Raw genomic sequence first — 24,765 nt, 5'->3', positions numbered from 1 at the left:
CCGTCACCTTGAGCGCCGCCGGTGCTAGCTGGAATGCCGCCACCCAGACCCTGAGCGCCGACAACGGCGACTGGCAAATCGTGGTGAACAACGACGGCACCTATACCGTCACCCAGTTGCAGGTGATGAGCCACCCGGACAGCAGCAACCCCAACGACGCCATCGACGTGGAAGTGACCATGGTGGTCACCGACAACGAAGGGGATCCGGCGGACACCACCTTCACGGTCAGCTTCCTCGACGATGGCCCTATAGCGGTCGATGACCAAACCAGCCAAGGGGCAGAAGACGCCCCGGTGCTGTACAACGTGCTGGCCAACGACACCCTGGGTGCCGACGGCGCCACCCTCACTGATGCGGTGGTCAGCAGCGGCCTTGGCAGCGTGCAGTTCAATGCCGATGGTACCGTCACCTACACCCCGGCCGCCGGCGAAGAAGGCACCGTCATCATCAACTACACCCTCACCGACGGTGACGGTGATACCGATCAGGCCACCTTGACCATCCAACTGGGCCCGGACTCCACCCCGACCTTAAGCGCCCAAGATGCAGTACTGGATGAAACCGGTGGTCTCGACAGCGTCAACCGCAGCTTCACCGCCAGTTACGGCAATGACAGTGCCGGCACCGTCACCTTGAGCGCCGCTGGCGCTACCTGGAACGCCGCCACCCAGACCCTGAGCGCCGACAACGGCGACTGGCAAATCGTGGTGAACAACGACGGCACCTATACCGTCACCCAGTTGCAGGTGATGAACCACCCGGACAGCAGCAACCCCAACGACGCCATCGACGTGGAAGTGACCATGGTGGTCACCGACAACGAAGGGGATCCGGCGGACACCACCTTCACCGTCAGCTTCCTCGATGACGGCCCCAGCCTGACTGCAGACAACCTGTCCATCGCCAACCTGGCTGGCCAATACCAGGGCCATTACGACTTCAACATCGGAGCCGACACCCAGGCCTTTACCGCCAGCTTCGACGGCAACTCCCTGGCCTGGACCAATGCGCCCGACGGTTATGAGCTGGTCTTTGACGCCGGCGCCTCCACTGCTAATAGCCTGGTATTCAACGGCGTCTTTAATGACGGCGCCGATGTCTTCTTCACCGTCCAAATCAACCAGGATGGCACCTACGACTTCAACCTGGTGACCCCGGAACCGGTAGTGGAGGTGCCTGTTGGCAGCCTGCTGTCCGGGATCTCTGGCGGCTCCGGCTTGTCGTCCTACACCTTTGACGATACCCAGTTCGGGGGCTATTTCGACATAGTGGTTACCGGTACCAGCCAGGGCAACCCGGCCACCCTGACCATTTCCAGTACCGACCTTGGGGTCAATGACAACGTCATGCACGGCAACAAGCAAGATGTGCTGCGTTTTGATGTGGTGCAGCAAGTGGCCGGCGCGTCCTTGTCCCAGCTGACCATCGACATCGCCGGTACCGGTGGTGCCAAGGCCACCGACATGGTCACCTACACCGTCTACTACACCGACGGCAGCTCTCAGACCGTCAGTGAAGCTATCGGTAGCGATTTTGCCGTGGTTATCGGCACCGACACCGGCCGCACCGTCGATTACGTAGAGCTAAGCCCCTACGACAGTGCGGTCAGCTTCAAGATCGATGGCCTCTCTGCCAACTATGTGGTGACCGAATACCCAGACGACTACCAATTGAACTTCAACCTGGCCGGTGTCGACGGTGACGGCGACGGGGCTTCCAGCGGCTTCTCGGTCAATGTCACCACCAGTGAGGGCAGTGGTTATGAGCTTCATGGTAGTGATAACGCCGATGTCCTGTACGGCACTGCGGGTAACGACATGCTCTATGGTGGCGATGGCAACGACATCCTGGCCGGCGGCCTTGGCAATGATCTTTTGAGCGGTGGCCAGGGCGCTGACAGCTTCCATTGGAGCCAGGGGGAAACGGGTACCGATACCATTACCGACTTTAGCCAAGGCACAGATGTCCTGGACCTGGCCGAACTGCTGGTGGGCGAAGAAGGCGGCAGCCTGGAAAGCTATCTATCCTTTGAGCTGATAGGGGGTGACACCCATATTTTGGTTGACGCTCAAGGGGATGGTAGTGGTACCGACCAGACCATCATCTTGCAGGGAGTGGATCTCAGCAGTATCGGCAGCGATGGGGACATTATCCAAAGCCTGCTGCAAAGCGGTTCTCTGCTGGTGGATCCCGCCACTGTGACCAGCACCAACGTGTCACCACCGCCTTCCCCCAATGGGATGGAAAGCGACAGTCAACTGCACGTCTATCTGTGACGGGAGAAGGACATGGGGGCAGGAGCACCGCAATGGACAGTGAGCCAGGCAGAGACGGCCGACGCCCTGCTTGATGCCCTGCAATGGGTGCTGTCCAAGGAGGGCAAGGCCCTATCCGGTAATGCCCTGCTGGCCGGCCTGCCCCTGGAAGAGGGCTGCCTGACCACAGACAGCTTTCCCCGGGCCGCTTCCCGGGGTGGCCTTGAAGCCCATCTTAGAAACCTGCCTCTGGCCGAGCTGGCTAGGCAGCCTTTGCCCTTGGTGCTGCTGCTGGACAGCAAGGAATGCCTGGTCTTGACCGACATCCACCAGGGCCAGGGTACCTGGATCAGTTTTCCCAAACGCGAAACACAAACGGCGCCCTTGGGTGAACTGGAAGGGCGCTATATGGGCTACGGTTTTACTCTTTTTGCCCTGGTGGAGCCGGGGCAAACCCAAAGCCACAAGCCCCAAGAGCAGCATCTTTTCTGGCGCAGCCTCTGGCAGCGTAGAGGACTCTACAGCGATGCCCTTGTAGCGTCCTTGTTGATCAACTTCTTTGCCCTGGTGGTGCCTCTTTTCATCATGAACGTCTATGACAGGGTGGTACCCAACCTGGCGTTCGACTCTCTCTGGGTGTTGGCCGCCGGTGCCCTGATCGCCTTTGTTTTCGACACTACCTTGCGCCTTGTCCGCACCCGTTTACTGGATCTCGCCGGTCGCCAGGCCGAGCAGCAACTGTCGCAGGTGCTGATGGAGCGTTGCCTTGGCACGCCCCTGGTCAAGCGTGCCGGCAGTCTGGGCATGGCCATGCGCCGCTTCCAAGACTTTGACTATCTTCGCGACTTTATCTCGTCGAGCACCATAGCCTTGGCGGTGGACCTGCCCTTTGCCCTGCTGTTCCTGCTGGTGGTCTGGGTTATCAGCGGCGCCCTGGTGGCGGTGCCCCTGGTGGCGGCCTTGGTATTGATACTGGGGGCCTTTGCCCTGGCCAGGAGCCTGCACAAGGCGGTCAGCCTCAACGCCCAATTGGGGGGGATCCGCCAGGGGCAATTGGCAGAGATGCTGGCCATGCCCGAGTACATCAAGGCTTGCGGCGCCGAACACCGCTGCCAGCAAAGCTGGGAGCAACTGGTGGCAGCCCAGTCCCAGGTCCAAAACCGCATGCGGGACCTGCAACAGCGACTGGCCACTCTGGCCAGTCTGATGGTGCAGCTGACCATGGTGGGTGTGGTGGTGATGGGGGTGCTGAACCTGGCCGAAGGTGGGTCTAGCCTGGGGGCCATAGTGGCGGCGGTAATGCTGTCCAGCCGCACCATAGGACCCTTTGCCCAACTGGCCAACCTCATTGGCCGCTACCAGCAGGCCAAAGTGGGGATGAAAGCCCTAGACGAAGCCCTGGCCGAAACCGATGAGTTCGGTGACGCCACAGAGCGGCTGCACAGACCCCTTGCCAGGGGCAGCTTCCAACTGGACAGCCTGTCCTTTACCTATCCCGGCAGCGACCTGCCGGCGCTGGATAACCTTAGCCTTTCCATCAGGCCAGGCGAGCGGGTCGGCATCATAGGGCGGACTGGCTGTGGCAAGACCACCCTGGCCCGGCTGCTGCTGGGGCTCTACCAACCTGATAAGGGCCACCTGTTGGTGGACGGCGTCGACATTCGCCAGCGTCACCCCATGGACCTGCGCCGGGGCATTGGTTACCTGGCCCAGGACGCGCGACTGGTGGCCGGTACCATCAGAGACAACATCGTTTTTGGCTTGGGCCATGTGCCCGACAGCCAGGTGCTGGACGCCGCCGAAAGGGCCGGGCTCAGCGCCTTTACCAATGTGGACCAGAGCGGCCTGTCGCGCCGTGTTGGTGAGGGCGGGCTGATGCTGTCCCTGGGGCAGCGCCACCTGGTGGCCCTGGCCCGGGCCCTGGTCCTCAAGCCCAAGGTCTTGCTGCTGGACGAACCCACAGCCAGCCTGGACCCGGCAACGGAACAGAAGGTGCTGCGCCAGCTCGGTCAACTGGGCCGTGACTGCACCCTGTTGTTGGTTACCCACAAGCACAGCATGCTGGAGTTGGTAGACCGGCTCATCGTGCTGGAGAACGGGCACCTGGTGGTGGACGGGCCCAAGGATCAGGTCCTGTCCTGGCTCAAAGAGCAAGGGGGCAGACATGCATGATCGTCAATGGCACCTCGATACCCAAACCCAGCTGATGTCGGCCCAGATGCGCTACCACAGGATACTGCTGTGGGTATTGGCGCTGCTGATGCTCAGTTTCATGATCTGGGCCATGCAGTCCAAGCTGGATGAAGTGGCCAGGGGGCAGGGCAAGGTTATTCCGTCCCAGCAACTGCAGGTGGTGCAGAGCGTCGACGGCGGTGTGGTGGAAGCTATTTTCGTCCGAGAAGGGCAACTGGTGGAAGCCGGGCAGCCGCTGCTGCGCATCAATGATGTGCGTTTCCAGTCGGATTATCGCCAGAAGACCCGTGAGCTGGTTGGCCTGCAAAGTGCCGCCGTACGCTTAGAAACGGAGCTGAAAAGCGTCCAGCTACGGGAAGACGGTGATTGGCGGGAGCAGGTGGCGTTACAGCAGCTTCCTCTTGCCTATGAACGTGATTTCGCCAGGGACAACGGCGAACTGGTGGCCCGTCAGGAAGCGGAATACCGGGACCGTTTGCAGAGCCTGCGCAATCAGGTGGCCATTCTCAGTGAACAGATCACCCAGCGCCAGCAGGAGCTATCCGAGCTGGACGCCAAAATCAGCCACCAGCAGCAAAGCCTGGCCCTGGCGGTAAAGGAGCTGGACCTGACCGAGCCCCTGGCCGACCAAGGGGTGGTATCCGAGGTGGAGTTGCTCAAGCTGCGGCGCCAGGTCAACGACATGCGCGGTGAACTGGCCATGGCCAAAGCCAACAGGCCCAAGGTGATCGCTGCGCGGGACGAAGCCGTCTTCAAGCGCCGGGACGCAGCCCTGAGCTTTCGCACCCAGGTACAGGAAGAGCTGCGCCGCACCGAACTGGAACTCAACTCCCAACAGGAAACCACGGCTGGCCTGGAAGACAGGGTGGCCCGTACCCAATTGGTGTCGCCGGTAAGGGGCACCGTCAAGACCCTGCATGTCAACACTGTCGGTGCCGTGGTGCAGGCGGCCACCCCGGTGGTGGAGATAGTGCCCCTGGAAGGGCAGTTGCTGGTGGAAGCCAAGATCAGTCCAAGGGATATCGCCTTTCTAAGGCCTGGACAACCGGCCGTGGTCAGGCTGAGTGCCTATGACTTCACCATTTACGGTGGCCTGAAAGGCGTGTTGGACCATATCAGCGCGGACTCGCTGGTCGACGACGACGGCAACGCCTATTACTTGATAAGGGTGAGAACGGATAACCCCTACATTGTCAGTGGTTCCAAGGAGTTGCCCATTATCCCAGGCATGCTCACAGAAGTGGATGTGATCACTGGGGAACGTTCCGTACTCGATTACTTGCTTAAGCCAATTTTGCGGGCGCAAACAAGGGCGCTACGCGAAAGATAAAAAATATATCGAAAGAGGGGGTTGTATGAAAGCCAGAACATGGTCGTTCGCGCTTGCGGTCCTTTCCACTGCTTGGTCAGGACAGTTGGCGGCTGCTTCATTGGAGCAAGCCGTTGCCGATACGTTGGAGTCCCACCCGGACCTGCGTATCGTATTCTCACGCTTCAAAGCCTATCAAGAGCAGTCTCGGCAGGCCAAGGGGGGCTATTACCCCCAGGTCGACCTGAGTGCTGGCTACGGCTATGAAGACACCGACAGTCCATCCAGCCGCTCTTTAACCGGCGGTAAGCATCACCAGGAGTTGGACAGGGGCGAAGCCGCTATTTCACTGCGCCAGCTATTGTTTGATGGCTTCAGGGTGTCGTCCGAGGTTGACCGGCTCAACAACGAGGCCAAGGCCGAGCAATACGCCCTGCTGTCGGCGGCGGAAAATACGGCGCTCAAGGTGTCCAAGGTCTACCTGGATGTGATCAGGCAAAAATCCATCTTGGAACTGGCCAACCGTAACCTGGCATCCCACCAGCGGATCTTTGACGGCATTCGCCAGCGCACCGAGTCGGGTATAGGTTCGAGTTCGGACCTGTCGCAGATAGCAGGCCGCTTGGCCAGGGCCCAGGCCAACGTCATGGCTGCCCAGAACAACTACGACGACGCCGTGGCCAATTACATCCGCGAGGTCAATGCCAGGCCCGAAAACCTGGTGATACCGGTACCGGATGCCGACATGCTGCCCGGCAACCTGGATCAGGCCCTGGAGTTGGCCAAGACCCGCCACCCTATCCTCAACTCCAGCAAATACGACGTCGAGGCCGCCCAGGCAGAGCGCCGGGGTGCCAAGTCCAACTATTACCCGCACTTCTACCTGGAAGTCGAGCAAACGGCCGGTAACGATCTGGATGGCTTTGAGGGACATAACAATGACCTGACCGCCATGGTCAGGGTTCGCTACAACCTCTTTGCAGGAGGCAGTGATGCCGCCAGGGTCAGGGAAACCACCTACAAGCTCGGCGAAGCCAAGGAAATCCAACAAAGGGCCTGGCGGGAAGTAGCCGAAGGCATGCGCCTGTCCTGGAATGCCTTGCAGAGTCTGGGCCAGCAAAAATCCTATATTCGCCGCCATGTCGAGGCCAGCAAGGAAACCCAGGTGGCCTATGAGAAGCAGTTCAACCTGGGCAAGCGCACCCTGCTGGACTTACTGGACACCGAGAACGAGCTGTTTGAGTCCCGGCGTGACTACCTCAATGCCGAGTTTGACGAGACCCTGGCCCGCTACCGGGTACTCAATGCCGGTGGACTGCTGCTCGATTCATTGCGGGTGACAAGGCCAACCATCTGGAATGGTGAAGAGTAAGGAGGCCCTATGAAACATTATCTGCTCTCCCTGGCCTCAGTGCTGGCACTGGCCGGCTGCGGTATCCACGACACCGTGGATTACGACCAGAGCACGGCCCAGGTCAACGACCTGAACGACCCTGACAGTGACGGGGTCATCAATGCCCGCGACAAATGCGCCGACACCCTGCTGGGGTCACTGATCGACAACTACGGCTGCGGCGACAATGCCGACAAGGTCCAGCGTTTTGACCTCAAGGTGCTCTTTGCCAATGACTCTGACTACATCGATCCACGTTACTACGGGGAAATCGGCAAGGTGGCCGATTTCATGACCCGTTACCCCGAAGCCAAACTAACCCTGGAGGGCCACTGCTCCAAGGTCGGGGGTGAGCAATACAACCTGGATCTGTCCCAGCGGCGGGTTAATGCGGTAGCCAAGGTGCTGGAACGGGAGTTCAAGGTTGCCCCAACCAGGGTGACTGCGGTGGGCTATGGCTTTAGCCGCCCACTGGACTCGGCCATGACCGAAGAGGCCCATAGGCGTAACCGCAGGGTGGTGGCGGAGCTATCTGGCGCCAAGAACCTGCCGGTGATGAAGTGGACCATTTACACCGTTGATCGGTAGCCAGGGTGAAGGGCTTGAATGAAAAGAGCGCTGTGGCTGCTGCCGGCTTTGCCTGGCCTGTTGTGGGCTGGGCTGGCCGGAATAGACCTGAGCCAGGCCCGCCTCAAGGTGGTAAGCACCTACGGTGAACGGGCCGGTGCCCGCCTCGATGCCTGGCAAGGCATGATGGCCGGTGCCCAGGGCAGGCCAGAGGCAATGCAACTGGAGCAGGTGAACCGCTTTTTTAACCAGATGCGGTTTTTGGATGACAGCCTGCTCTGGGGCCAGAACGACTACTGGGCCACCCCGCTTGAGTTCATCGGCGCCAACGGTGGCGACTGCGAAGACTTTGCTATCGCCAAATTCTTTACCTTGCTTGCCCTTGGGGTGCCGGAGGGGCAGATGCGGCTGACCTATGTCAAAGCCCTTTCTGTCAATCAGTACCATATGGTGCTGGCCGTCTACCCCCAGCCTGATGCTGTTCCCCTTATCCTGGATAACCTGGTCGAAGACATTCGCCGGGCCGATGCCAGACCGGATTTGCTGCCCATCTATTCTTTCAACGGCAAGCAGCTGTGGTTGAGTAAAGAAAAAGGAAGGGGGCAACTGGTAGGCGATAGTGCCCGGCTGAAACGCTGGCAGGACCTGCAGGCCCGCTTTGGCGGCAATCAGCTCAACAAGCCGCGCCTGGTATTGGAATAGGAGGTCGACATGACCTTGCAAAGACAGATCCTTTGGCTACTTAGCCTCAGCTTTTTGTTGGTGGTGCTGCTGGTGTTCGCCGTGGAATTCAATACCTCCAGGGACGCCATCAACAAACAGATGCAGACCGACGTACAAAATGCCTCCACCGCCCTTGGGCTCAGCCTGTCTCCCTTTCTTGATAGCCAGGACAGGGGCGGTGTCGACACGGTGCTGCAATCCATATTCGATGCCGGCTTTTACCGGGAGATCCGCCTGGACTGGTATGCCAAGGGCGAGGTACTGGCCAAGAACAACAGTCCCCGTATCTACAACGTGCCGGACTGGTTCCTGACCTTGCCTTTGTTCAACCCCATAGCCCAGGAGCAGGTGCTGACCTCGGGCTGGTTGCAGGTGGCCAACCTTAAGGTGGTGGCCAATCCAGCCGTTGCCTACCAGGCCTTGTGGCAGACCGGTGTCCAGCTTTGCCTGACCCTGGGTGGTCTTTATCTGTTATTGCTGCTGGTGACCTGGCGGGGTCTTAGGATACTGATGCGTCCTTTGCATGCGGTGGCACGTCAGGCCAGGTGCATTACCAAGCGCCAGTTTGGTGATCCCATACCCGAGCCGCGAACCCGCGAACTCAAATCCATGGTGGCGGCCATCAACGAGATGACCGACAGGGTCAAACTGATGTTCGAAGGCCAGGATGAGCAGATCAGCCGGCTACGTCTGGCGACCCAGACTGACCCTGTTTCCGGCCTGTCCAACCGCTCCCACCTGGTGGCGCACCTGGGGGCCTGGCTATCGGAACCTGGCACAGGGGGCTTGATGTTGATGGACATCAAGTGGCTCGACAGCCTGCGACATCAACAGGGGTTCAGGGCCCGTGACAGCCTTATCAAGGCCCTGGCCGAACGCATCAAAGGGCTGTGCATCAGAGGCAGCCGCTGCGTTTTTGCCCGTATCAGCCATACCGAGTTTGCCATCCTCTGTGCCAGTGCCGACCCTGAGCAATTGACCGACTGGTTGCTCAAGGTTCATCAAGAACTGGTAGCCTTCTCTGTCCAACAGGGGCAGGACGGTGACAACCTGGCCTTGGCCCTGGTGCAACGGGGTGATGTGCAGCAGCCTTCGGCCCTGCTGAGTGCTGCCGACGGCGCTTTGCACCAGGCCTGGAAACAGCAGCCGAGGGTTTTCCACCAAAAAGAAAGCAGCCAGCAGGCACCTAGCCAGGAAGGCTGGCGTGAAGCCTTGCAACATGCCATCAGGGAAAAGCAATTTGGCCTGCTGCGCCAACCGGTGATGGACATCCACAGCGGCGAGGTATTCCATCAGGAGTGGTTTGCCAGCCTGTCATTAAGCGGTGAACGTTATCCGGCCAGCGCTTTCCTGGCCTTTGTGGAGCAGTTCAACCTGGCCCAGGCCATGGACCTGGCCGTGTTAAAACGGCTGGTGCGTGAACAGTACTTGGAGCCACAGCTGCCCAATGTGGTTAACCTGTCTTTGGCCTCTGTTCGGGACCCCGAGCCCTTGCTGGAGCTGGCCAGTCAAGCCAGGCCTGGTAGCCAACTGGGCTTTGAGATCAGCGAGGACGTTGCCTTGGCCGACCCCCAAGCAGCCAAAAGCCTGGTGGCAAGGCTTAGGCCGCTGCAAATCGGTTTTGGTTTGGACCATGTGGGGCGACACATGGCCTCCTTGCAGTACCTTCACGATCTGGGGCCGGACTACATCAAGCTGGACCAGAGTTTGGCCTGTTATGGCCCCCATGACGAAGTGGGCCAAGAGGTGGTCCAGGCCTTGGCGCGTATCGGCAAGAGCTTGAAGATCAAGGTGATTGCCACACGGGTGGAGCAGGGGGAAGACCTGGCCAGGCTCAAGGGTCTGGGTATCCAGGGCTATCAGGGATATATCATTCCACCTAAGCCACTGGATTAATTTGAGATCATCGTCACGACAAGGGACTACAGCCCTGGCCTTTGGCTGGTCGCTTATGTGAAATGCTTTGTTTAGTTTTATTGAATAGTTGACCCTGATGTCCGGCCAAGCCTGCTACCATTCTTCGTTTCACCTGCGCCTTCTCAGTCCCCGCTACTGGGGGCAATGGCTGGCCGTGCTGATCATGATGATGATGGCCTTTGTCCCCTTGTCACTGAGGGACCGGTTGGCCAAAGCCATTGCCGGCTGGATGGTGAATCGCTCCTTCCTGAAGAAACGCCGCCTGGTGATCCGCTGCAACCTGGAGCGTTGCTTCCCGCACCTGCCAGACAGCGCCTATGACCAGTTGCTTCGGGAAAACGTCAGGGCCTTCTGTCAGACGGCCCTGAGCCTGGGAGAGTTGCTGTGGTGCTCTAAAAAGGCGCAGCAACGGCGCATTCGCATAGAGGACGACGGCCGCCTGGCTAAGCTCAAGGCCGAAGGTAAGCCGCTGATCTTCCTAACCCCCCACACCTTTGGGCTGGACTGGGCCGCCCGTGCCCTGATCTTGGCCGGCTTTCCCCTGTCCAACATCTTCAAGCCCACCGGCAAGCCGGTCTTTGACTACTTGATGTTCAAGAGCCGTACTTGCCAGGGGGGCCTGCAGTTCAGCCGGGGCGAAGGGATGTGCTCCCTGGTCAAAAGTATCCGCAAGGGCTACTCCTGCCTTTATGTCGCCGACCAGGACCACGGCATGGCCTCCTCGGTCTTTGCGCCTTTCTTCGGTACACCCAAATGTACCCTGCCCACCATGGGCCGCCTGGCCCAGGCGGCCCGGGCCCAGGTGGTGCCGGTGATCGTGGGCTACGACCACCATGCCCATCAGTTCGTACTGCACCTGGATGAACCCTTGGTCTCTTTGGAAACAGAAGAGCTAGCCTCCGCCACCCAGATGAACCAGGCCTACGAGCAGTTGATAAGCCGTTTCCCGGCTGACTTCATGTGGTCCTTGAAGATTTTCCGAAACCTAGACGGCAGTCGCCCCTATCCCTGCCCCAAAAGCCACCGTACCCAGATGGCGGGTTAGTCCCGGTTAGATGCAAACCAAAAGGCCTCCGTTTGGAGGCCTTTTTTATTGGGGTATGGCGCCGGTTGCAGCCATGAAAAAGGCCTCCCTTGGGAGGCCTTTTGGCATTGTGCGTACCTCAGTGCAGGACCCGGGCCCGCAGGGTGCCGTCTATGGCCTTGAGTTTCTCCAGCACGTCCTCGGCGTGGGCGGCGTCCACGTCCATCACCACGTAACCGATATTACGGCTGGTTTGCAGGTACTGGGCGGCGATGTTGACCCCCAGATCGGCGAAGATCTGGTTGATGCGGGTCAGTACACCGGGCTGGTTGCGGTGGATATGCAGCAGGCGGGAACGGCCGCTGTGCTCCGGCAGGGACACCTCGGGGAAGTTGACCGCCGACAGGGTTGAGCCGTTGTCGGAGTACTTGGCCAGCTTATTGGCCACTTCCACCCCGATATTGGCTTGGGCTTCCATGGTGGAGCCGCCGATATGGGGGGTCAGGATGACGTTGTCGAAGGCCTGCAACGGGCTGACGAAAGCCTCGTCATTGCCTTTGGGTTCTACCGGGAAGACGTCGATGGCGGCGCCGGCCAGGTGTTTGCTCTCAAGGGCGGCAGCCAGGGCGTCGATGTCCACCACTGTGCCACGGGACGCATTGATAAGGATGGCGCCCCTTTTCATCTGTTCGAGCTCGGCGGTGCCCATCATGTTGCGGGTGGAGGCCGTCTCGGGCACGTGCAGGCTGACCACGTCGGCCTGGCTCAGCAGTTCACCGAGGCTTGCCACCTGGCGGGCATTGCCCAGGGTCAGCTTGCTCTCGATATCGTAGAAGATGACGTTCATACCCAGGGTCTCGGCCAGTACACCCAACTGGGTGCCGATATGGCCATAGCCGATGATGCCCAGGGTCTTGCCCCTGGCTTCATAGCTGCCCACCGCCGCCTTGTCCCACCCACCCCGGCGGGCTGCTGCGGCCTTAGCGGGGATGTTGCGCAGCAACATGATGGCCTCACCCAGCACCAGTTCGGCTACGGAACGGGTGTTGGAGAAGGGGGCATTAAAGACCGGGATCCCCTGGGCTTCGAAGGCGTCCAGGTCCACCTGGTTGGTGCCGATGCAAAAACAACCGACGGCGCAGAGCTTTTCAGCATGGGCCAGTACGTCCTGGGTCAGCTGGGTGCGGGAGCGGATCCCCACGAAGTGGGCGTCCTTGATCTTGGCGACGAGTTCGTCACCGGCCAAGGAAGTCTTGAGGTATTCGATGTTGTGGTAACCCTGGGCGCGCAGGCTTTCCAGGGCACTTTGGTGAACGCCCTCAAGGAGCAGGAAACGGATTTTGTCTTTGTCGAGGGAGTACTGGGCCATGGTCCACCTGGAGTATTTGCTCTAAGAAAACGTTTAGCTACCACCGGCATCCCGACTGGTCAAGGCAGGAAAAAGATGGCGGGAGGTATAGACGGCCAGATGGCCGCCTAAAAGTCAACGGATTTTTACGCCGTCCTGGGTACCGACCAGCACCACATCGGCGCCACGGGCGGCGAAAAGGCCATTGGTGACCACCCCGACGATAGCGTTGATTTGGGCTTCCAAGGCAACGGGGTCGGTGATGTGGAGGTTGTGTACGTCCAAGATCACATTGCCGTTGTCGGTGACCACCCCTTCACGGTAGACGGGATCGCCCCCCAGTTTCACCAATTCCCTGGCCACATGGGAGCGGGCCATGGGAATGACCTCTACCGGCAGCGGGAAGGTGCCCAGCACCTCGACGGTCTTGGTGTCGTCGACGATACAGATGAACTTGTCGGCCACGGCGGCGACGATCTTCTCGCGGGTCAGGGCGGCGCCGCCCCCTTTGATCATGTGGTTCTGGCCGTTGATCTCGTCGGCACCGTCCACGTAGACGGACAGCTCAGGGACGCTGTTGAGGTCGAATATCTCGATCCCCAGATCCTTGAGTTTGGCGGTAGAGGCTTCGGAAGAGGATACGGCGCCTTTGATCTGGTGCTTGATGGTGCCCAGGGCGTCGATGAAATGGTTCACGGTGGAACCGGTGCCAACCCCAACGATGCTGTCTTTTACCACGTAATCCAAGGCTTTCCAGCCTACGGCTTTTTTCAGTTCATCTTGTGTCATCAGCGGGGGCTCCAGGGGTAAGAGACGGGCATTATATCAGGTACGAAAACGTTTTATCTGCCCTGGGGTGACGATGAGGCCAAGGGGTTTGTCCCAGGCCATGGCCGGCAGGGCAGGGTGTTGCTGTTGGTCGTGGGCCAGCCCCACCACGGGGCCCTGGTAGTTGGCCAGGGTGCGGTCGTAAAAGCCGCCTCCCATGCCCAGGCGGTGGCCGGCATCGTCGAACGCCACCAGGGGGGTGAACACCAAGTCCACGCTGTCCAGGGTCACCAACTGGCGGATGTCCAAAGGGGGCTCGGGAATGCCGAATCGGTTGGCGACCATGGGCGAGCCTGGTCTGTGGCGCAGGAACAGCAGATGGCCGGGGGTGAAGGGATGCAGTACCGGTAGCAGTACCTGCTTGCCCGCCTGCCAGAGGCTGTCCATCAACAGGGCCGGATCCAGCTCGCCGTCGTTGGCCAGGTAAAGGGCCAGGCTATTGGCTTGTCGCACGTCGGGAAGGGCCATGGCTTGGCGGGCTACGGCCTTGGCGGCCTCGGCCTGGGCCTGGGGGCTCAGGGCTCGGCGCTGCTGGCGCGCCCATTGGCGGATGGCGTTGCGATCTGTCATGAAGAGGTGCCCCGGGGTGCCGCTGCGGATGACAGCCCTTGAACCCAATGGTTCAAGGCGGATGTTTAGTTGCCGCCGCAGGCGTCTCAGTACGAGCTGAGCTTGCTCAATAGCAGCAGAGAAAACACCCTTGGATGTAGATATCGGCTCAGGGACATTGATCCACTGGCAAACACCACAGGGTCTTAATTTTTAACCTGATTGACCAGGGCCTGCTCTATGGTGGTCTGCAGGACCTTGATCTTGGAATCCATGGCATCAGCATACTCACGGCTTTGGGCCTGAGCAAGGCGCAGTTCGTGAGTCAGGTTGAGGGCGGCCATGGTCAATAATTGTTCGCGGTTGCCGAGATCGGAGGCCAGACGTAAGGTCTTGAGACGATCGTCGAGATCGCGGGCCGCTTCCTGTAAGGCCGCCTCGTGACCCTTGGGACAGGCGACCCGAAAGCGCCTTCCCAGTACGACAATTTCCAACGTCTCTTGCATCGAGTGCTCTGCCATGCAGTGTCCTTAGGCCTTGTGAATCTGCATCCGACGGCGCCGTTTTCAAAGGAGGCGCACTATAGCGATGCACTTGAGATGGATCAAGGGACTCGGTGTCTTGGGGGCACCGTCCTCTGTGTTAGGATAGCGTTCATACCCCTTTCTGGAAGATGAATATGAGCCACAACGGCCAGACTCCTCATCAATACGTAGGCATGGCCCGGCTGCTGGCCAGTCACCAGGTTACCGCCTCGCCGGCGGAGCTGCACGGTATCCTGACCGGTTTGGTGGCGGCAGGCCTGGACATGGACGGCAAAAGCTGGCTGCCTCCCCTGTATGACTTGACCAACAACGGCCTGGCTTTCAGCCAGCCGGTTAAGGATATGCTCGAGCCCCTCTACCAGCAGCTGTGCCAGCAACTGGTGGCCGGGGAGTTTGACTTCCAACTGCTGTTGCCCCCGGAAGAAGAGCAGCTCGAAGACCGCATTCAGGCGCTCTGTGACTGGGCCCAGGGCTTCCTGGCCGGTTATGGGGTGCAGGCCGCCAAGGCCAAGGTTTCTGAGGAAATAAAGGAAGCCCTGGAAGACCTGGCCGAGATAGCCAACCTCAGCACCGAGGTGGAAGATGACCAGGAAGCGGCCGAGTCCGCCTTTATCGAGGTGGAGGAATACCTGAGGGTGGTGGCCATGCTGGTCTTTAGCAACCTGGGCCAGCGCCCTGGGCAAACCGGCCGTACCCTGCACTGATCCGATGAAGCTCGATATCCTTATCGTCGGGGGCGGCATGGTCGGTGCCACCCTGGCTTGGGGGCTGGCCCGCCGTTTTAGCCACTGGCAGGTGGGCATAGTGGACCCGGCCAGCTTCGGCCAGGACGCCCAGCCCAGCTTTGACGACAGGGTCATAGCCCTGTCGGCGGGCACTGTCGAAGGCCTGGACGGCCTTGGTCTCTGGCCCCTGCTGGCCAATGAAGCCGAGCCCATCCGCCATATCCATGTGGCGGAGAAGGGCGGCTTCGGCCGCGCCCAGCTCCACGCCGAAGACCACCAGATAGCGGCCCTTGGCCAGGTAATACCGGTGCGGGCCTTCGGCCAGGTGCTGAGGGACAAGCTGCCCTGCCAATGGTTCTGCCCAGACCGCATCGCCAAGCTCGACGCCGACCCCGACGGCTACCAGGTCACCCTGGCTTCCGGGCAACAGCTCCATTGCCGGTTGCTGGTGGTGGCCGACGGCGGCCGCTCCGACACCCGCCGGTTATTGGGTATTGAAGCCAGCGAAGCCCCCTACGGCCAAAGCGCCATCATCGCCAATATCAAGACCGCCCAGCCCCACCAGGGCTGGGCCTTCGAACGCTTTACCGATACCGGCCCCCTGGCCCTGTTGCCCATGACCCAGGGCCGGATGAACCTGGTGCTCTGCGTGCGCCCCGACGAGGCCGCTGCCACCCTGGCGCTGGACGACAAGGCCTTTGGCGCCCTGTTGCAGCGGCGTTTTGGCTGGCGCCTTGGCGCCTTCGTGGAAGTGGGGGAGCGCCACAGTTACCCGCTGCACCTTATCGAGGCCGCCAGTTTGCGGGCCCACCGGGCGCTGGTGATCGGCAACGCCGCCCATAGCCTGCACCCCATAGCGGGCCAGGGCTTTAACCTGGGCATGCGCGACATCCTCTGCCTGCTGGCAGCGCTGGACCAGGACGACCCCGGCCACTGGCAAGCCCTGGCCGGTTGGGAAGCGGCCCGCCGCCGAGACCTGGCCCTGACCATAGGGGCCACCGACAGCCTGGCACGGCTCTTTGCCAACGATCTTTGCCCCCTTTACCTGGGCCGTAACCTCGGCCTGGGGCTTCTTAATCACATGCCCCTGGCCAAGCAGCGCTTGGCCCGGCAGATGCTTGGATGGGAAAACTGATGGCCTTTTTGGAAAGCCAAGTCACAGTCGTCGGTGGCGGCATGGTGGGTGCGGCCCTGGCACTGATGCTGGGGCGCGGCGGCGTCAAGGTGCTGCTGCTGGACGGCCAGGTCCCCGCTGCGGCATTCGGTGACGTAGCCGACACCCGGGTTAGCGCCATTTCCGAAGGCTCCCGGCAGATCCTGGCGGGGCTCAAGGCCTGGCCGCATATCCAGCGCAAGGGCCCTTACCAGGCCATGTCGGTGTGGGAAAAGGACTGCTTTGGCAAGCTCGATTTTAGCGCCGAGGACGTCAAGGCTGAGGTGCTGGGGCATATCGTCGAAAACCGGCAGATCCAACTGGCGCTCTGGCAGGAACTGGGCCAGTGCCCGGCTGTGACCTTAAAGGCCCCCGCCAAGCTGACCGGCCTGGAGCAGGGCCAGGAACGGCTGATGCTGACCCTGGACAACGGCGACCTGGTGGCCACCGGACTGCTGGTGGGGGCCGACGGCGCCAACTCCCTGGTGCGCACCCTGGCCGACCTGCCGCTGATATTCCATGACTATGGCCACCATGCCCTGGTGGCGACCGTTGCCACCGAGCTGCCCCATGAAGGTTGCGCCCGGCAAGTCTTCCGCCCCCAAGGGCCCCTGGCCTTTTTGCCCCTGTGGCAGCCCAACCAGTGCTCCATCGTCTGGTCGACGGTGCCAAGCGAGGCCGATGCCCTGATGGCCCTGGCCCCCGAGGCGTTTTCCCAGCGCCTGCGCCTGGCCTTCGACAACCGCCTGGGGGCCCTGACCCTGCTGTCTGACGTGCAGCGCCTGCCCCTGACCGCCCGCTACGCCCGGGATTTCGTCAAACCCCGTATAGCCCTGGTAGGGGACGCGGCTCACAGCATCCACCCCTTGGCGGGGCAGGGGGTCAACCTGGGCTTGGCCGACGCCCTGGCCCTGGCCGAGCAGCTGCTGGATGCCCTGGGGGCGGACAAGGACCTGGGTGATCTCAAGGTGCTGGCGCCCTATGGCCGGGCCCGCAAGGCCCAGGCCCTGAAGATGCTGGCGGCCATGGGTAGCCTCAAAACCCTGTTCGGCAATGGCAATCCATTAATTAAATTGATGCGAAATGCGGGCCTGGCCGGGGTCGGCTCGGTGCCGGTCATGAAGCGGCTTTTCATTGAAGAAGCGCGCGGCGTGGCGGTTCAGGAACAGCTGGTCAAGGTTCGTGATAAGCATCAAATATTCTCACCTTAACCTGGGTTCGGCGCAGCGTTATAATGCCCTGCCTGACAGGTAGGTAATCGTTTTCTTAATCTCTGCCTGTCGCTGTGCCCTGCCAGCCATGAACAGATAAGGGAAACGAGATGACCCAACAAACCGTGCTTTTTGATGCCCACGTCGCCTGTGGCGCCAAGATGGTGGATTTCCACGGCTGGGATATGCCGCTGCACTACGGCTCCCAGATCGAGGAACACAAGGCGGTCCGTTCCGACGCCGGTATGTTCGACGTTTCCCACATGACGGTGGTGGACCTGACGGGCGCCAAGACCCGCGACTTCCTCCGTTACCTGCTGGCCAACGACGTGGCCAAGCTCACCGTGCCTGGCAAGGCCCTCTACACCGGCATGCTCAATGACGACGCCGGCGTGATTGACGACCTCATCGTCTACTTCCTTTCTGAAGACTTCTTCCGCCTGGTGGTGAACTCCGCCACCCGCGAAAAGGACCTGGCTTGGATCTCCAAACAGGCCGCTGCCTTCGAGGTCACCGTGACCGAGCGCCCGGAGCTTTCCATGATTGCCGTCCAGGGCCCCAACGCCAAGGCCAAGACCGCCACCGTGTTCAGCGCCGAGCAGAACGCCGCCGTGGAAGGCATGAAGCCCTTCTTTGGCGTGCAGGCCGGTGACCTTTTCATCGCCACCACCGGTTACACCGGTGAAGCGGGCTACGAAATTGTCGTGCCCCAAGACCAGGCCGTGGCCCTGTGGAACGCCCTACTGGCCGCCGGCGTTAAGCCCGCAGGCCTTGGTGCCCGCGACACCCTGCGCCTGGAAGCCGGCATGAACCTCTATGGCCAGGACATGGACGAGACCGTATCCCCCCTGGCTGCCAACATGGGCTGGACCATCGCCTGGGAACCTCAGGACCGCGACTTTATCGGCCGCAGCGCCCTGGAGGCTCAGAAAGCCGCCGGCACCATGCAGCTGGTGGGCCTGGTGATGGAGCAAAAAGGCGTGTTGCGCCACGGCCAGAAAGTGATCACCCCTGCCGGTGAAGGCGAGATCACCTCAGGCACCTTTTCCCCGACCCTGGGCTTTGCCATCGCCATGGCCCGGGTACCGGCCGGTGACTTCACCGACGCCCAAGTGGACATTCGTAATAAGTTGGTGGATGTGAAGGTCGTCAAGCCCGCCTTCGTGCGCAATGGCAAGAAGGTTTGCTAACCTAAGTCAGTTCACCAGATCAGGTATAAAAGGAACGGAATAACAATGAGCAATATCCCTGCAGATTTGAAATATACCTCGTCCCACGAGTGGATCCGCAAAGAGTCCGACGGCACCTACACCATCGGTATCACCGAGCACGCCCAAGAGCTGCTGGGTGACATGGTGTTCGTTGACCTGCCGGAAGTGGGCAGCAGCGTCAACAGCGGTGACGAAGTGGCTGTGGTGGAATCCGTCAAGGCCGCCTCCGACGTTTACAGCCCCCTGACCGGCGAGATCGTTGCCGTCAACGAGGCCCTGGAAGACGCCCCCGAGACCGTCAACAACGAACCCTACAGCGATGGCTGGCTGTTCCGCGTCAAGGCCACCGACCTGGTCGAGCTGGACGAGCTGCTGGACGCCGAAGGCTACCAGAACGTCATCGACGAAGAATAAGCTAACCCATTGTTGTTCAAAGCCCCGGCGTTTCGCCGGGGCTTTGCTTACCACCTGAGGTGAACATGTCCGATACCCGCCGTTCCCTGACCGAACTCGAATACAAAGACGCCTTCATCGACCGCCACATCGGTCCCGATGCCATGGAGACGGCCGCCATGCTGGCCACCATCGGCGCCGCGTCTGTCGACGCCCTGATTGAAGAAACCGTGCCCGGCTCCATCCGCCTGGATAAAGAGCTGACCATAGGTGCCCCCAAGACCGAAGAAGAAGCCCTGGCCCAATTGCAGGCCCTGGCCGATAAGAACAAGGTCTTCAAGTCCTACATCGGCATGGGTTACCACCCGACCCTGACCCCCAACGTTATCCTGCGTAACGTGCTGGAAAACCCGGGCTGGTACACCGCCTACACCCCTTACCAGCCGGAGATCGCCCAAGGCCGCCTGGAAGCCATCTTGAACTTCCAGCAGCTGTCCATGGACTTGACCGGTATGGACCTGGCCTCCGCCTCATTGCTGGACGAAGGCACCGCCGCCGCCGAAGCCATGGCCCTGGCCAAGCGGGTTGCCAAGAGCAAGTCCAACACCTTCTTCGTCGACCAAGAGTGTCACCCCCAGACCATAGGTGTGGTGAAAACCCGTGCCAGCGCTTTTGGTTTTGAGGTGGTGGTAGGCCCGGCGGCCAGCGCCGAGGGTATGGACATTTTCGGTGCCCTGCTGCAATACCCCGGTACCGGCGGTGACATCCAGGATCACAGCGAACTGACTGCGGCTATCCAGGCCCAGAAGGGTATCGTCGCCGTGGCTGCCGACATCATGGCGCTGCTGCTGCTCAAATCCCCTGGCACCCTTGGCGCCGACGTGGTGCTGGGTTCCGCCCAGCGTTTCGGTGTGCCCATGGCCTACGGTGGCCCCCACGCCGCCTTCTTTGCCACCCGCGACGCCTACAAGCGCTCCATGCCCGGCCGTATCATCGGTGTCTCCAAAGACGCCCGTGGCAAGCCGGCCCTGCGCATGGCCATGCAGACCCGCGAGCAACACATCCGCCGCGAAAAGGCCAACTCCAACATCTGTACCGCCCAGGTGCTGCTGGCCAACATGGCCTCCTTCTACGCCGTTTACCACGGCCCGGAAGGCCTCAAGCGCATCGCCAGCCGCATCCACCGCCTGACCGACATCCTGGCCCTGGGCCTTAAGGACAAGGGCCTGGCTATCCGTAACGGCCACTGGTTCGACACCCTGACCGTCGAGGTCAAGGACAAGGCCGCCCTGCTGGCCGCCGCCGAAGCCAAAGGCGTCAACCTGCGCCGCGACCTCGATGGCGCAGTGGGCCTGACCCTCTCAGAAGCCACTACCCGTGAAGACGTGGCGGAACTGTTCGACATCCTGCTGGGCGCCGGCCACGGCCTGGATATCGCGGCCCTGGATGCCCGTATCCAAGACGGTGAAATCGAGTCCATCCCTGCGCACCTGCTGCGCGAAGACGCGGTGCTGAGCCACCCGGTGTTCAACCAGTACCATTCCGAGACCGAGATGCTGCGTTACATCAAGCGCCTCGAGAACAAGGATCTGGCCCTGAACCACTCCATGATCAGCCTCGGTTCCTGCACCATGAAGCTGAACGCAACCGCCGAGATGATCCCCATCACCTGGCCGGCCTTCGCTGCCCTGCACCCCTTCTGCCCGGACAACCAGGCCGAAGGCTACCACGGCATGATCAATCTGCTGGCCGACTGGCTGGTGAACATCACCGGTTACGACCAGATTGCCATGCAGCCCAACTCCGGCGCCCAGGGTGAGTACGCGGGCCTGCTGGCCATTCGCGGCTACCATGAGTCCCGTGGCGAAGGCCACCGTAACGTCTGCCTTATCCCCAGCTCCGCCCACGGCACCAACCCGGCTACCGCCCAGATGGTGTCCTACAAGGTGGTGGTGGTGGCCTGCGACAAACAGGGCAACATCGATCTGGCCGACCTGCGCGCCAAGGCCGAGGAAGTGGCCGACAACCTGGCCTGTATCATGGTCACCTACCCGTCCACCCACGGCGTCTACGAAGAGACCATCCGTGAGGTGTGCGACATCATCCACCAGCACGGTGGCCAGGTGTACATGGACGGCGCCAACATGAACGCTCAGGTGGGCCTGACCGCGCCGGGCTTTATCGGCTCTGACGTGTCGCATCTGAACCTGCACAAGACCTTCTGTATCCCCCACGGCGGCGGCGGCCCCGGCATGGGCCCCATAGGTGTCAAAAGCCACCTGGCGCCCTTCGTGCCCAACCACGTGGTGATGCAGCTCGACGGCCCCAACGCCGACAGCGGCGCCGTGTCTGCCGCCCAGTTCGGTTCGGCCGGCATCCTGCCCATCTCCTGGATGTACATCGCCATGATGGGTTCTGTTGGCCTGAAAAAAGCCACCGAGTACGCCATCCTCAACGCCAACTACGTGGCCAAGTGCCTGGGCGACAAGTTCCCGGTGCTCTACAGCGGCCGTAACGGCCGGGTGGCCCACGAATGTATCCTGGACCTGCGCCCCCTCAAGGATGAAACCGGGATCAGCGAACTGGACGTGGCCAAGCGCCTGATGGACTTCGGGTTCCACAGCCCCACCATGTCCTTCCCGGTAGCCGGCACCCTGATGGTGGAGCCCACCGAGTCCGAGTCCAAGGCCGAGCTGGACCGCTTCATCAACGCCATGACCGCCATCTATGGCGAGATCCAGAAAGTGGGCCGTGGCGAGTGGACCTTGGAGGACAACCCGCTGGTGAACGCCCCTCACACCCAGGACGACGTCATGGACCCCAACTGGAACCGTGCCTACGAGCGCGCCCTGGCGGTGTTCCCCAACGAAGACGTGCGCCTCAACAAGTTCTGGCCTACCGTCAACCGTATCGATGACGTCTACGGCGACCGCAACCTGTTCTGCTCCTGCGTCCCCACCGACGCCTACGCCGAATAAGGTCATTGCCATCAAAAAGCCCGCCATATGGCGGGCTTTTTATTTGGGCTTTTGCTGATAAAAAACGCACCACAAGAAGGTGCGTTTTTTAATGACACCCAGGTATTACTGGATAAAGTCGATGGCCTTGCGGGCGGCTTTGTAGACAGCGGAACTGACTTTTTCAAAAACCCAGCGCACAAAGTTGTAAGTGATTTTCGCCGGCACTTCCGCCAGGGAGCCGATAAAGGACAACATGTGCCCCAGCAGGCCCTTGGTTTGTTCGTACAGGCCCTCGGCGGCATCGGCGATTTTTTGCAGCGTTTGTGCCATCAGATCCAACATCTGGGAAATGGAGCCGGCAGCAAACTGCAAGGGTACGGCAATGCCGTACTTGAGGGCGTCACCCAGCAGGGTTTTCAGGGCGGCGGTCAGCATATACATGTAGCGGGTGGTGAAAGAGGCGTTATGGCGCTTTTCATAGTCCAGCCGTACTTTTTGGTTGTGGAAGCTGTCGCTGCGCAGGCGCACCGCACCCCAGTCATCATAGGCGGCGGTGTTGAGATAGCCGGGGGTAGCCCTGACGCTCATCTTGTGGGCCTCGGCATTGATGCCGCTGGCGCCATCCAGGCAGAACTCCTGGCCACCGTAGGGGGCGTGGTAGAAGGGCCAGATGGGCACCATGGGTACCGGATCGGCGCCGTGAATACAGCGGTAGATCTTGTTGAGGCCGGCGGTGCTTTTGATGGCGTAGCCGCTCAAGCCCACCCTGGGGCAACCGAAGGAATAAAGATTCACGGTGCCACCGAAGCGCACCTTGATCCAGTCGGCGGTCAGGGAGGCAAGGGCGCCACCCAGGCTGTGGCCGACGCAGTGCACAGTGCCACGGAATGCCTTGCCCAGCAGCGGCGTCAGGGCACGGTCCAGCTCCCCTTTCATGGACTCGAAGGTGCGCTGGAAGCCCAGGTGCACTGTGCTGCCGTTTTCGGTGGCGGCAAAGCCGACGCTGAGATCGGTGACGGCGTCGCGCATGTCATGCCAGTTGGCGTCAGTACCCCTGATGGCAACCACCAGATCACCCTCGTAGAGATCCTTGCCGGTGCCGATGACACCGAAGCCGGTTTTCAGCTGCAGCACCTTGGAGACCAGGCCGCCGGATACACCGGTGACGGGGCCCTGGGAGAGATCGAAGTTGAAATAACGGCCTACGACAGGGTCCACCGACATGCGGAATTTTCCGCTGGCGCCGGGCTTTTTAATTTCATAAACCATGCTGGCCATGTAAGCGGCCATTTTGGGTGATAGCGCTGGCATCGCAAAGCTCCTTTTTAAATTAAATTCCTTGGTGACGCACTATTATTCGAAATTACAGATACTGAAAACGCCTTGGGTAAAATCGGTGCCGTCTTGGCGGTCGAAATGGTATTCCTTTTCCGGGTGGGTCAGGTCACATTCCAATTTAGCCAGTTTTTCTTCCACCACTTTTTCAGATGTGATGCCGGGCAATACCGTATACCAGAGCGTGTAATTTTGATTGTTCCACTCAACGAATATTTCCTGGAATACCCGGGTTTCGTCGAACAGCTTACTGGGCAGGTTTGACTCTATGACCTTTTCAGGAAAGCTGAAATAGCCCTGCTCGTCGGTACGGGCGGTGAGCTTGTGCTCGTCGCCATACGTCAGGGAGTAAATCACTTCCAAGTTGCTCAGGGGCTGCCCGTTCAGAGTAACGCGGCCATTTACTGCGGGCGTCAAATGAACGTTTTCTTTTTTAGGAATTCCAAACATACTTGCAATCGCCTGATATGAGAGGAGGAGCAGAAGAGTGGCAACCAGCACCGTTAAATAGAACGGCTTGGCTTTAATGCCGAAGCGGTATGTCTTCATATCCATCCGTGGTTGAGTCCATCGTCAAATGACCCAAAGAGTTTACCCCAGCCCCCGGGGAATGCCAATTCCAGCACAGGCCGCAGACAGTCGCCATAGGAATAAAGTGCTAATATGGATGACGCTTTTATAAATAAGGCATGGTGTTATTTATTTTTTGTTTTATTGCCTTTTAGGATTTGCGGGCGACTGGTCGCTTATAGTTGATAGCGGCCGTTAGCGTCTGGCACCTGTGTCCTTTTCCCCTGCGACGTCCAGGCATTGGCCCGCGCCCAACCCTTTTTGGTTTAACGCGATAAGAAACATGGATCACCGATGATGACCTCTGCAACCGCAGCTGTGCCGGGGATGGACGCCACCCCGATCAGTATCTTTGATGCCCCCAGGATTAAGGCGATCAGGGCCAAGACAGGTTTAACCCAGAAGGCCTTTGCCGCCATGATCGAAGTGAATATGGGTACCTTGCGCCATTGGGAGCAGGGGCGCCGCGAGCCCACGGGGCCGGCGAAAGCCATACTGCGTGCCTTGGAAAACGACCTGTCGCGGGTCATGGCCGCCCTCAAATAACAAAGCC

At 60.5% G+C, this 24,765-nt stretch carries 21 protein-coding genes and 1 other RNA gene; 15 read left to right on the top strand and 7 right to left on the bottom strand.

The window, feature by feature from the left end; translation table 11 throughout:
• The 8 genes from B3C1_RS14685 to B3C1_RS14650 all read left to right on the top strand — a co-directional run.
• The coding region (locus tag B3C1_RS14685) for a type I secretion C-terminal target domain-containing protein (RefSeq protein ID WP_008485780.1) at positions 1 to 2,279 on the top strand (2,279 nt) is incomplete at its 5' end.
• Between the two features lie 12 nt (positions 2,280 to 2,291).
• Entirely contained in the window at positions 2,292 to 4,430 is a 2,139-nt protein-coding gene (locus tag B3C1_RS14680) for a type I secretion system permease/ATPase (RefSeq protein ID WP_035482315.1), read from the top strand.
• The gene (locus tag B3C1_RS14675; RefSeq protein WP_008485778.1) at positions 4,423 to 5,781 is read left to right on the top strand and encodes an HlyD family type I secretion periplasmic adaptor subunit; all 1,359 of its coding nucleotides are present in this window, start codon (positions 4,423 to 4,425) and stop codon (positions 5,779 to 5,781) included. Before B3C1_RS14680 ends, B3C1_RS14675 begins: the two co-directional genes overlap by 8 nt.
• A gap of 100 nt (positions 5,782 to 5,881) precedes the next feature.
• Positions 5,882 to 7,132: a TolC family outer membrane protein gene (locus B3C1_RS14670; protein ID WP_272944686.1), complete on the top strand. Its 1,251-nt coding sequence runs from the start codon at positions 5,882 to 5,884 to the stop codon at positions 7,130 to 7,132.
• A gap of 9 nt (positions 7,133 to 7,141) precedes the next feature.
• On the top strand, positions 7,142 to 7,741 hold the full coding sequence (locus B3C1_RS14665) for an OmpA family protein (protein WP_008485776.1): 600 nt from the start codon (positions 7,142 to 7,144) through the stop codon (positions 7,739 to 7,741).
• An 18-nt stretch (positions 7,742 to 7,759) separates the two neighbouring features.
• Entirely contained in the window at positions 7,760 to 8,422 is a 663-nt protein-coding gene (locus tag B3C1_RS14660) for a transglutaminase-like cysteine peptidase (protein WP_008485774.1), read from the top strand.
• 9 nt (positions 8,423 to 8,431) lie between these two features.
• A complete protein-coding gene (locus B3C1_RS14655) occupies positions 8,432 to 10,339 on the top strand; it encodes a bifunctional diguanylate cyclase/phosphodiesterase (RefSeq protein ID WP_008485772.1) in 1,908 nt (635 codons plus the stop codon).
• 97 nt (positions 10,340 to 10,436) lie between these two features.
• Positions 10,437 to 11,405, top strand: a complete 969-nt coding sequence (locus tag B3C1_RS14650) for an LpxL/LpxP family acyltransferase (RefSeq protein WP_008485771.1) — start codon at positions 10,437 to 10,439, stop codon at positions 11,403 to 11,405.
• 118 nt (positions 11,406 to 11,523) lie between these two features.
• Here the strand turns inward: B3C1_RS14650 and serA are convergent, their stop codons facing one another.
• The 5 genes from serA to zapA all read right to left on the bottom strand — a co-directional run bounded on the left by serA (position 11,524) and on the right by zapA (position 14,630).
• Positions 11,524 to 12,753: a phosphoglycerate dehydrogenase gene (serA, locus tag B3C1_RS14645; protein ID WP_008485770.1), complete on the bottom strand. Its 1,230-nt coding sequence runs from the start codon at positions 12,751 to 12,753 to the stop codon at positions 11,524 to 11,526.
• A gap of 114 nt (positions 12,754 to 12,867) precedes the next feature.
• The gene (rpiA, locus tag B3C1_RS14640; protein WP_008485769.1) at positions 12,868 to 13,521 is read right to left on the bottom strand and encodes a ribose-5-phosphate isomerase RpiA; all 654 of its coding nucleotides are present in this window, start codon (positions 13,519 to 13,521) and stop codon (positions 12,868 to 12,870) included.
• A 36-nt stretch (positions 13,522 to 13,557) separates the two neighbouring features.
• Positions 13,558 to 14,130, bottom strand: a complete 573-nt coding sequence (locus tag B3C1_RS14635; protein WP_008485768.1) for a 5-formyltetrahydrofolate cyclo-ligase — start codon at positions 14,128 to 14,130, stop codon at positions 13,558 to 13,560.
• Between the two features lie 4 nt (positions 14,131 to 14,134).
• A non-coding RNA gene (gene ssrS / locus B3C1_RS19905) (6S RNA) lies at positions 14,135 to 14,317 on the bottom strand.
• Entirely contained in the window at positions 14,316 to 14,630 is a 315-nt protein-coding gene (gene zapA / locus B3C1_RS14630) for a cell division protein ZapA (protein WP_008485767.1), read from the bottom strand. Before zapA ends, ssrS begins: the two co-directional genes overlap by 2 nt.
• Before the next feature lie 158 nt (positions 14,631 to 14,788).
• Here zapA and B3C1_RS14625 point away from each other — a divergent pair, with 158 nt between their 5' ends.
• From B3C1_RS14625 to gcvP, 6 genes are all read left to right on the top strand, one after another.
• Positions 14,789 to 15,358: a UPF0149 family protein gene (locus B3C1_RS14625; RefSeq protein WP_008485766.1), complete on the top strand. Its 570-nt coding sequence runs from the start codon at positions 14,789 to 14,791 to the stop codon at positions 15,356 to 15,358.
• Between the two features lie 4 nt (positions 15,359 to 15,362).
• Positions 15,363 to 16,514 carry a 2-octaprenyl-6-methoxyphenyl hydroxylase gene (gene ubiH, locus B3C1_RS14620; RefSeq protein WP_008485763.1) on the top strand — a complete coding sequence of 384 codons (1,152 nt, stop codon included), beginning with the start codon at positions 15,363 to 15,365 and terminating at the stop codon, positions 16,512 to 16,514.
• Complete coding sequence (locus B3C1_RS14615) at positions 16,514 to 17,743, top strand: FAD-dependent monooxygenase (RefSeq protein ID WP_008485762.1); 1,230 nt, start codon at positions 16,514 to 16,516, stop codon at positions 17,741 to 17,743. The genes ubiH and B3C1_RS14615 overlap by 1 nt, the downstream gene beginning before the upstream one ends.
• A gap of 110 nt (positions 17,744 to 17,853) precedes the next feature.
• Entirely contained in the window at positions 17,854 to 18,933 is a 1,080-nt protein-coding gene (gcvT, locus tag B3C1_RS14610) for a glycine cleavage system aminomethyltransferase GcvT (protein WP_008485761.1), read from the top strand.
• 45 nt (positions 18,934 to 18,978) lie between these two features.
• On the top strand, positions 18,979 to 19,368 hold the full coding sequence (gcvH, locus tag B3C1_RS14605) for a glycine cleavage system protein GcvH (RefSeq protein WP_008485760.1): 390 nt from the start codon (positions 18,979 to 18,981) through the stop codon (positions 19,366 to 19,368).
• Positions 19,369 to 19,433: 65 nt separating this feature from the next.
• Positions 19,434 to 22,325 (top strand): aminomethyl-transferring glycine dehydrogenase, encoded by a 2,892-nt coding sequence (gene gcvP / locus B3C1_RS14600; protein WP_008485759.1) that lies wholly within the window; start codon positions 19,434 to 19,436, stop codon positions 22,323 to 22,325.
• A gap of 105 nt (positions 22,326 to 22,430) precedes the next feature.
• Here the strand turns inward: gcvP and B3C1_RS14595 are convergent, their stop codons facing one another.
• Both B3C1_RS14595 and B3C1_RS14590 read right to left on the bottom strand, forming a co-directional pair.
• Complete coding sequence (locus B3C1_RS14595) at positions 22,431 to 23,618, bottom strand: lipase family protein (protein WP_008485758.1); 1,188 nt, start codon at positions 23,616 to 23,618, stop codon at positions 22,431 to 22,433.
• 42 nt (positions 23,619 to 23,660) lie between these two features.
• Positions 23,661 to 24,191, bottom strand: coding sequence for a DUF6795 domain-containing protein (locus B3C1_RS14590; RefSeq protein ID WP_156804566.1), 531 nt, complete (start codon positions 24,189 to 24,191; stop codon positions 23,661 to 23,663).
• A gap of 318 nt (positions 24,192 to 24,509) precedes the next feature.
• Here B3C1_RS14590 and B3C1_RS14585 point away from each other — a divergent pair, with 318 nt between their 5' ends.
• Positions 24,510 to 24,758: a helix-turn-helix domain-containing protein gene (locus tag B3C1_RS14585; protein WP_008485755.1), complete on the top strand. Its 249-nt coding sequence runs from the start codon at positions 24,510 to 24,512 to the stop codon at positions 24,756 to 24,758.
• The last annotated feature ends 7 nt before the right edge of the window (positions 24,759 to 24,765 follow it).

The organism is Gallaecimonas xiamenensis 3-C-1, from assembly GCF_000299915.1.
Classification (GTDB): Bacteria; Pseudomonadota; Gammaproteobacteria; order Enterobacterales; family Gallaecimonadaceae; genus Gallaecimonas; species Gallaecimonas xiamenensis.
The sequence above is the reverse complement of the archived record's forward strand: the minus strand, read 5'-3'. Positions and strand labels throughout refer to the sequence as shown.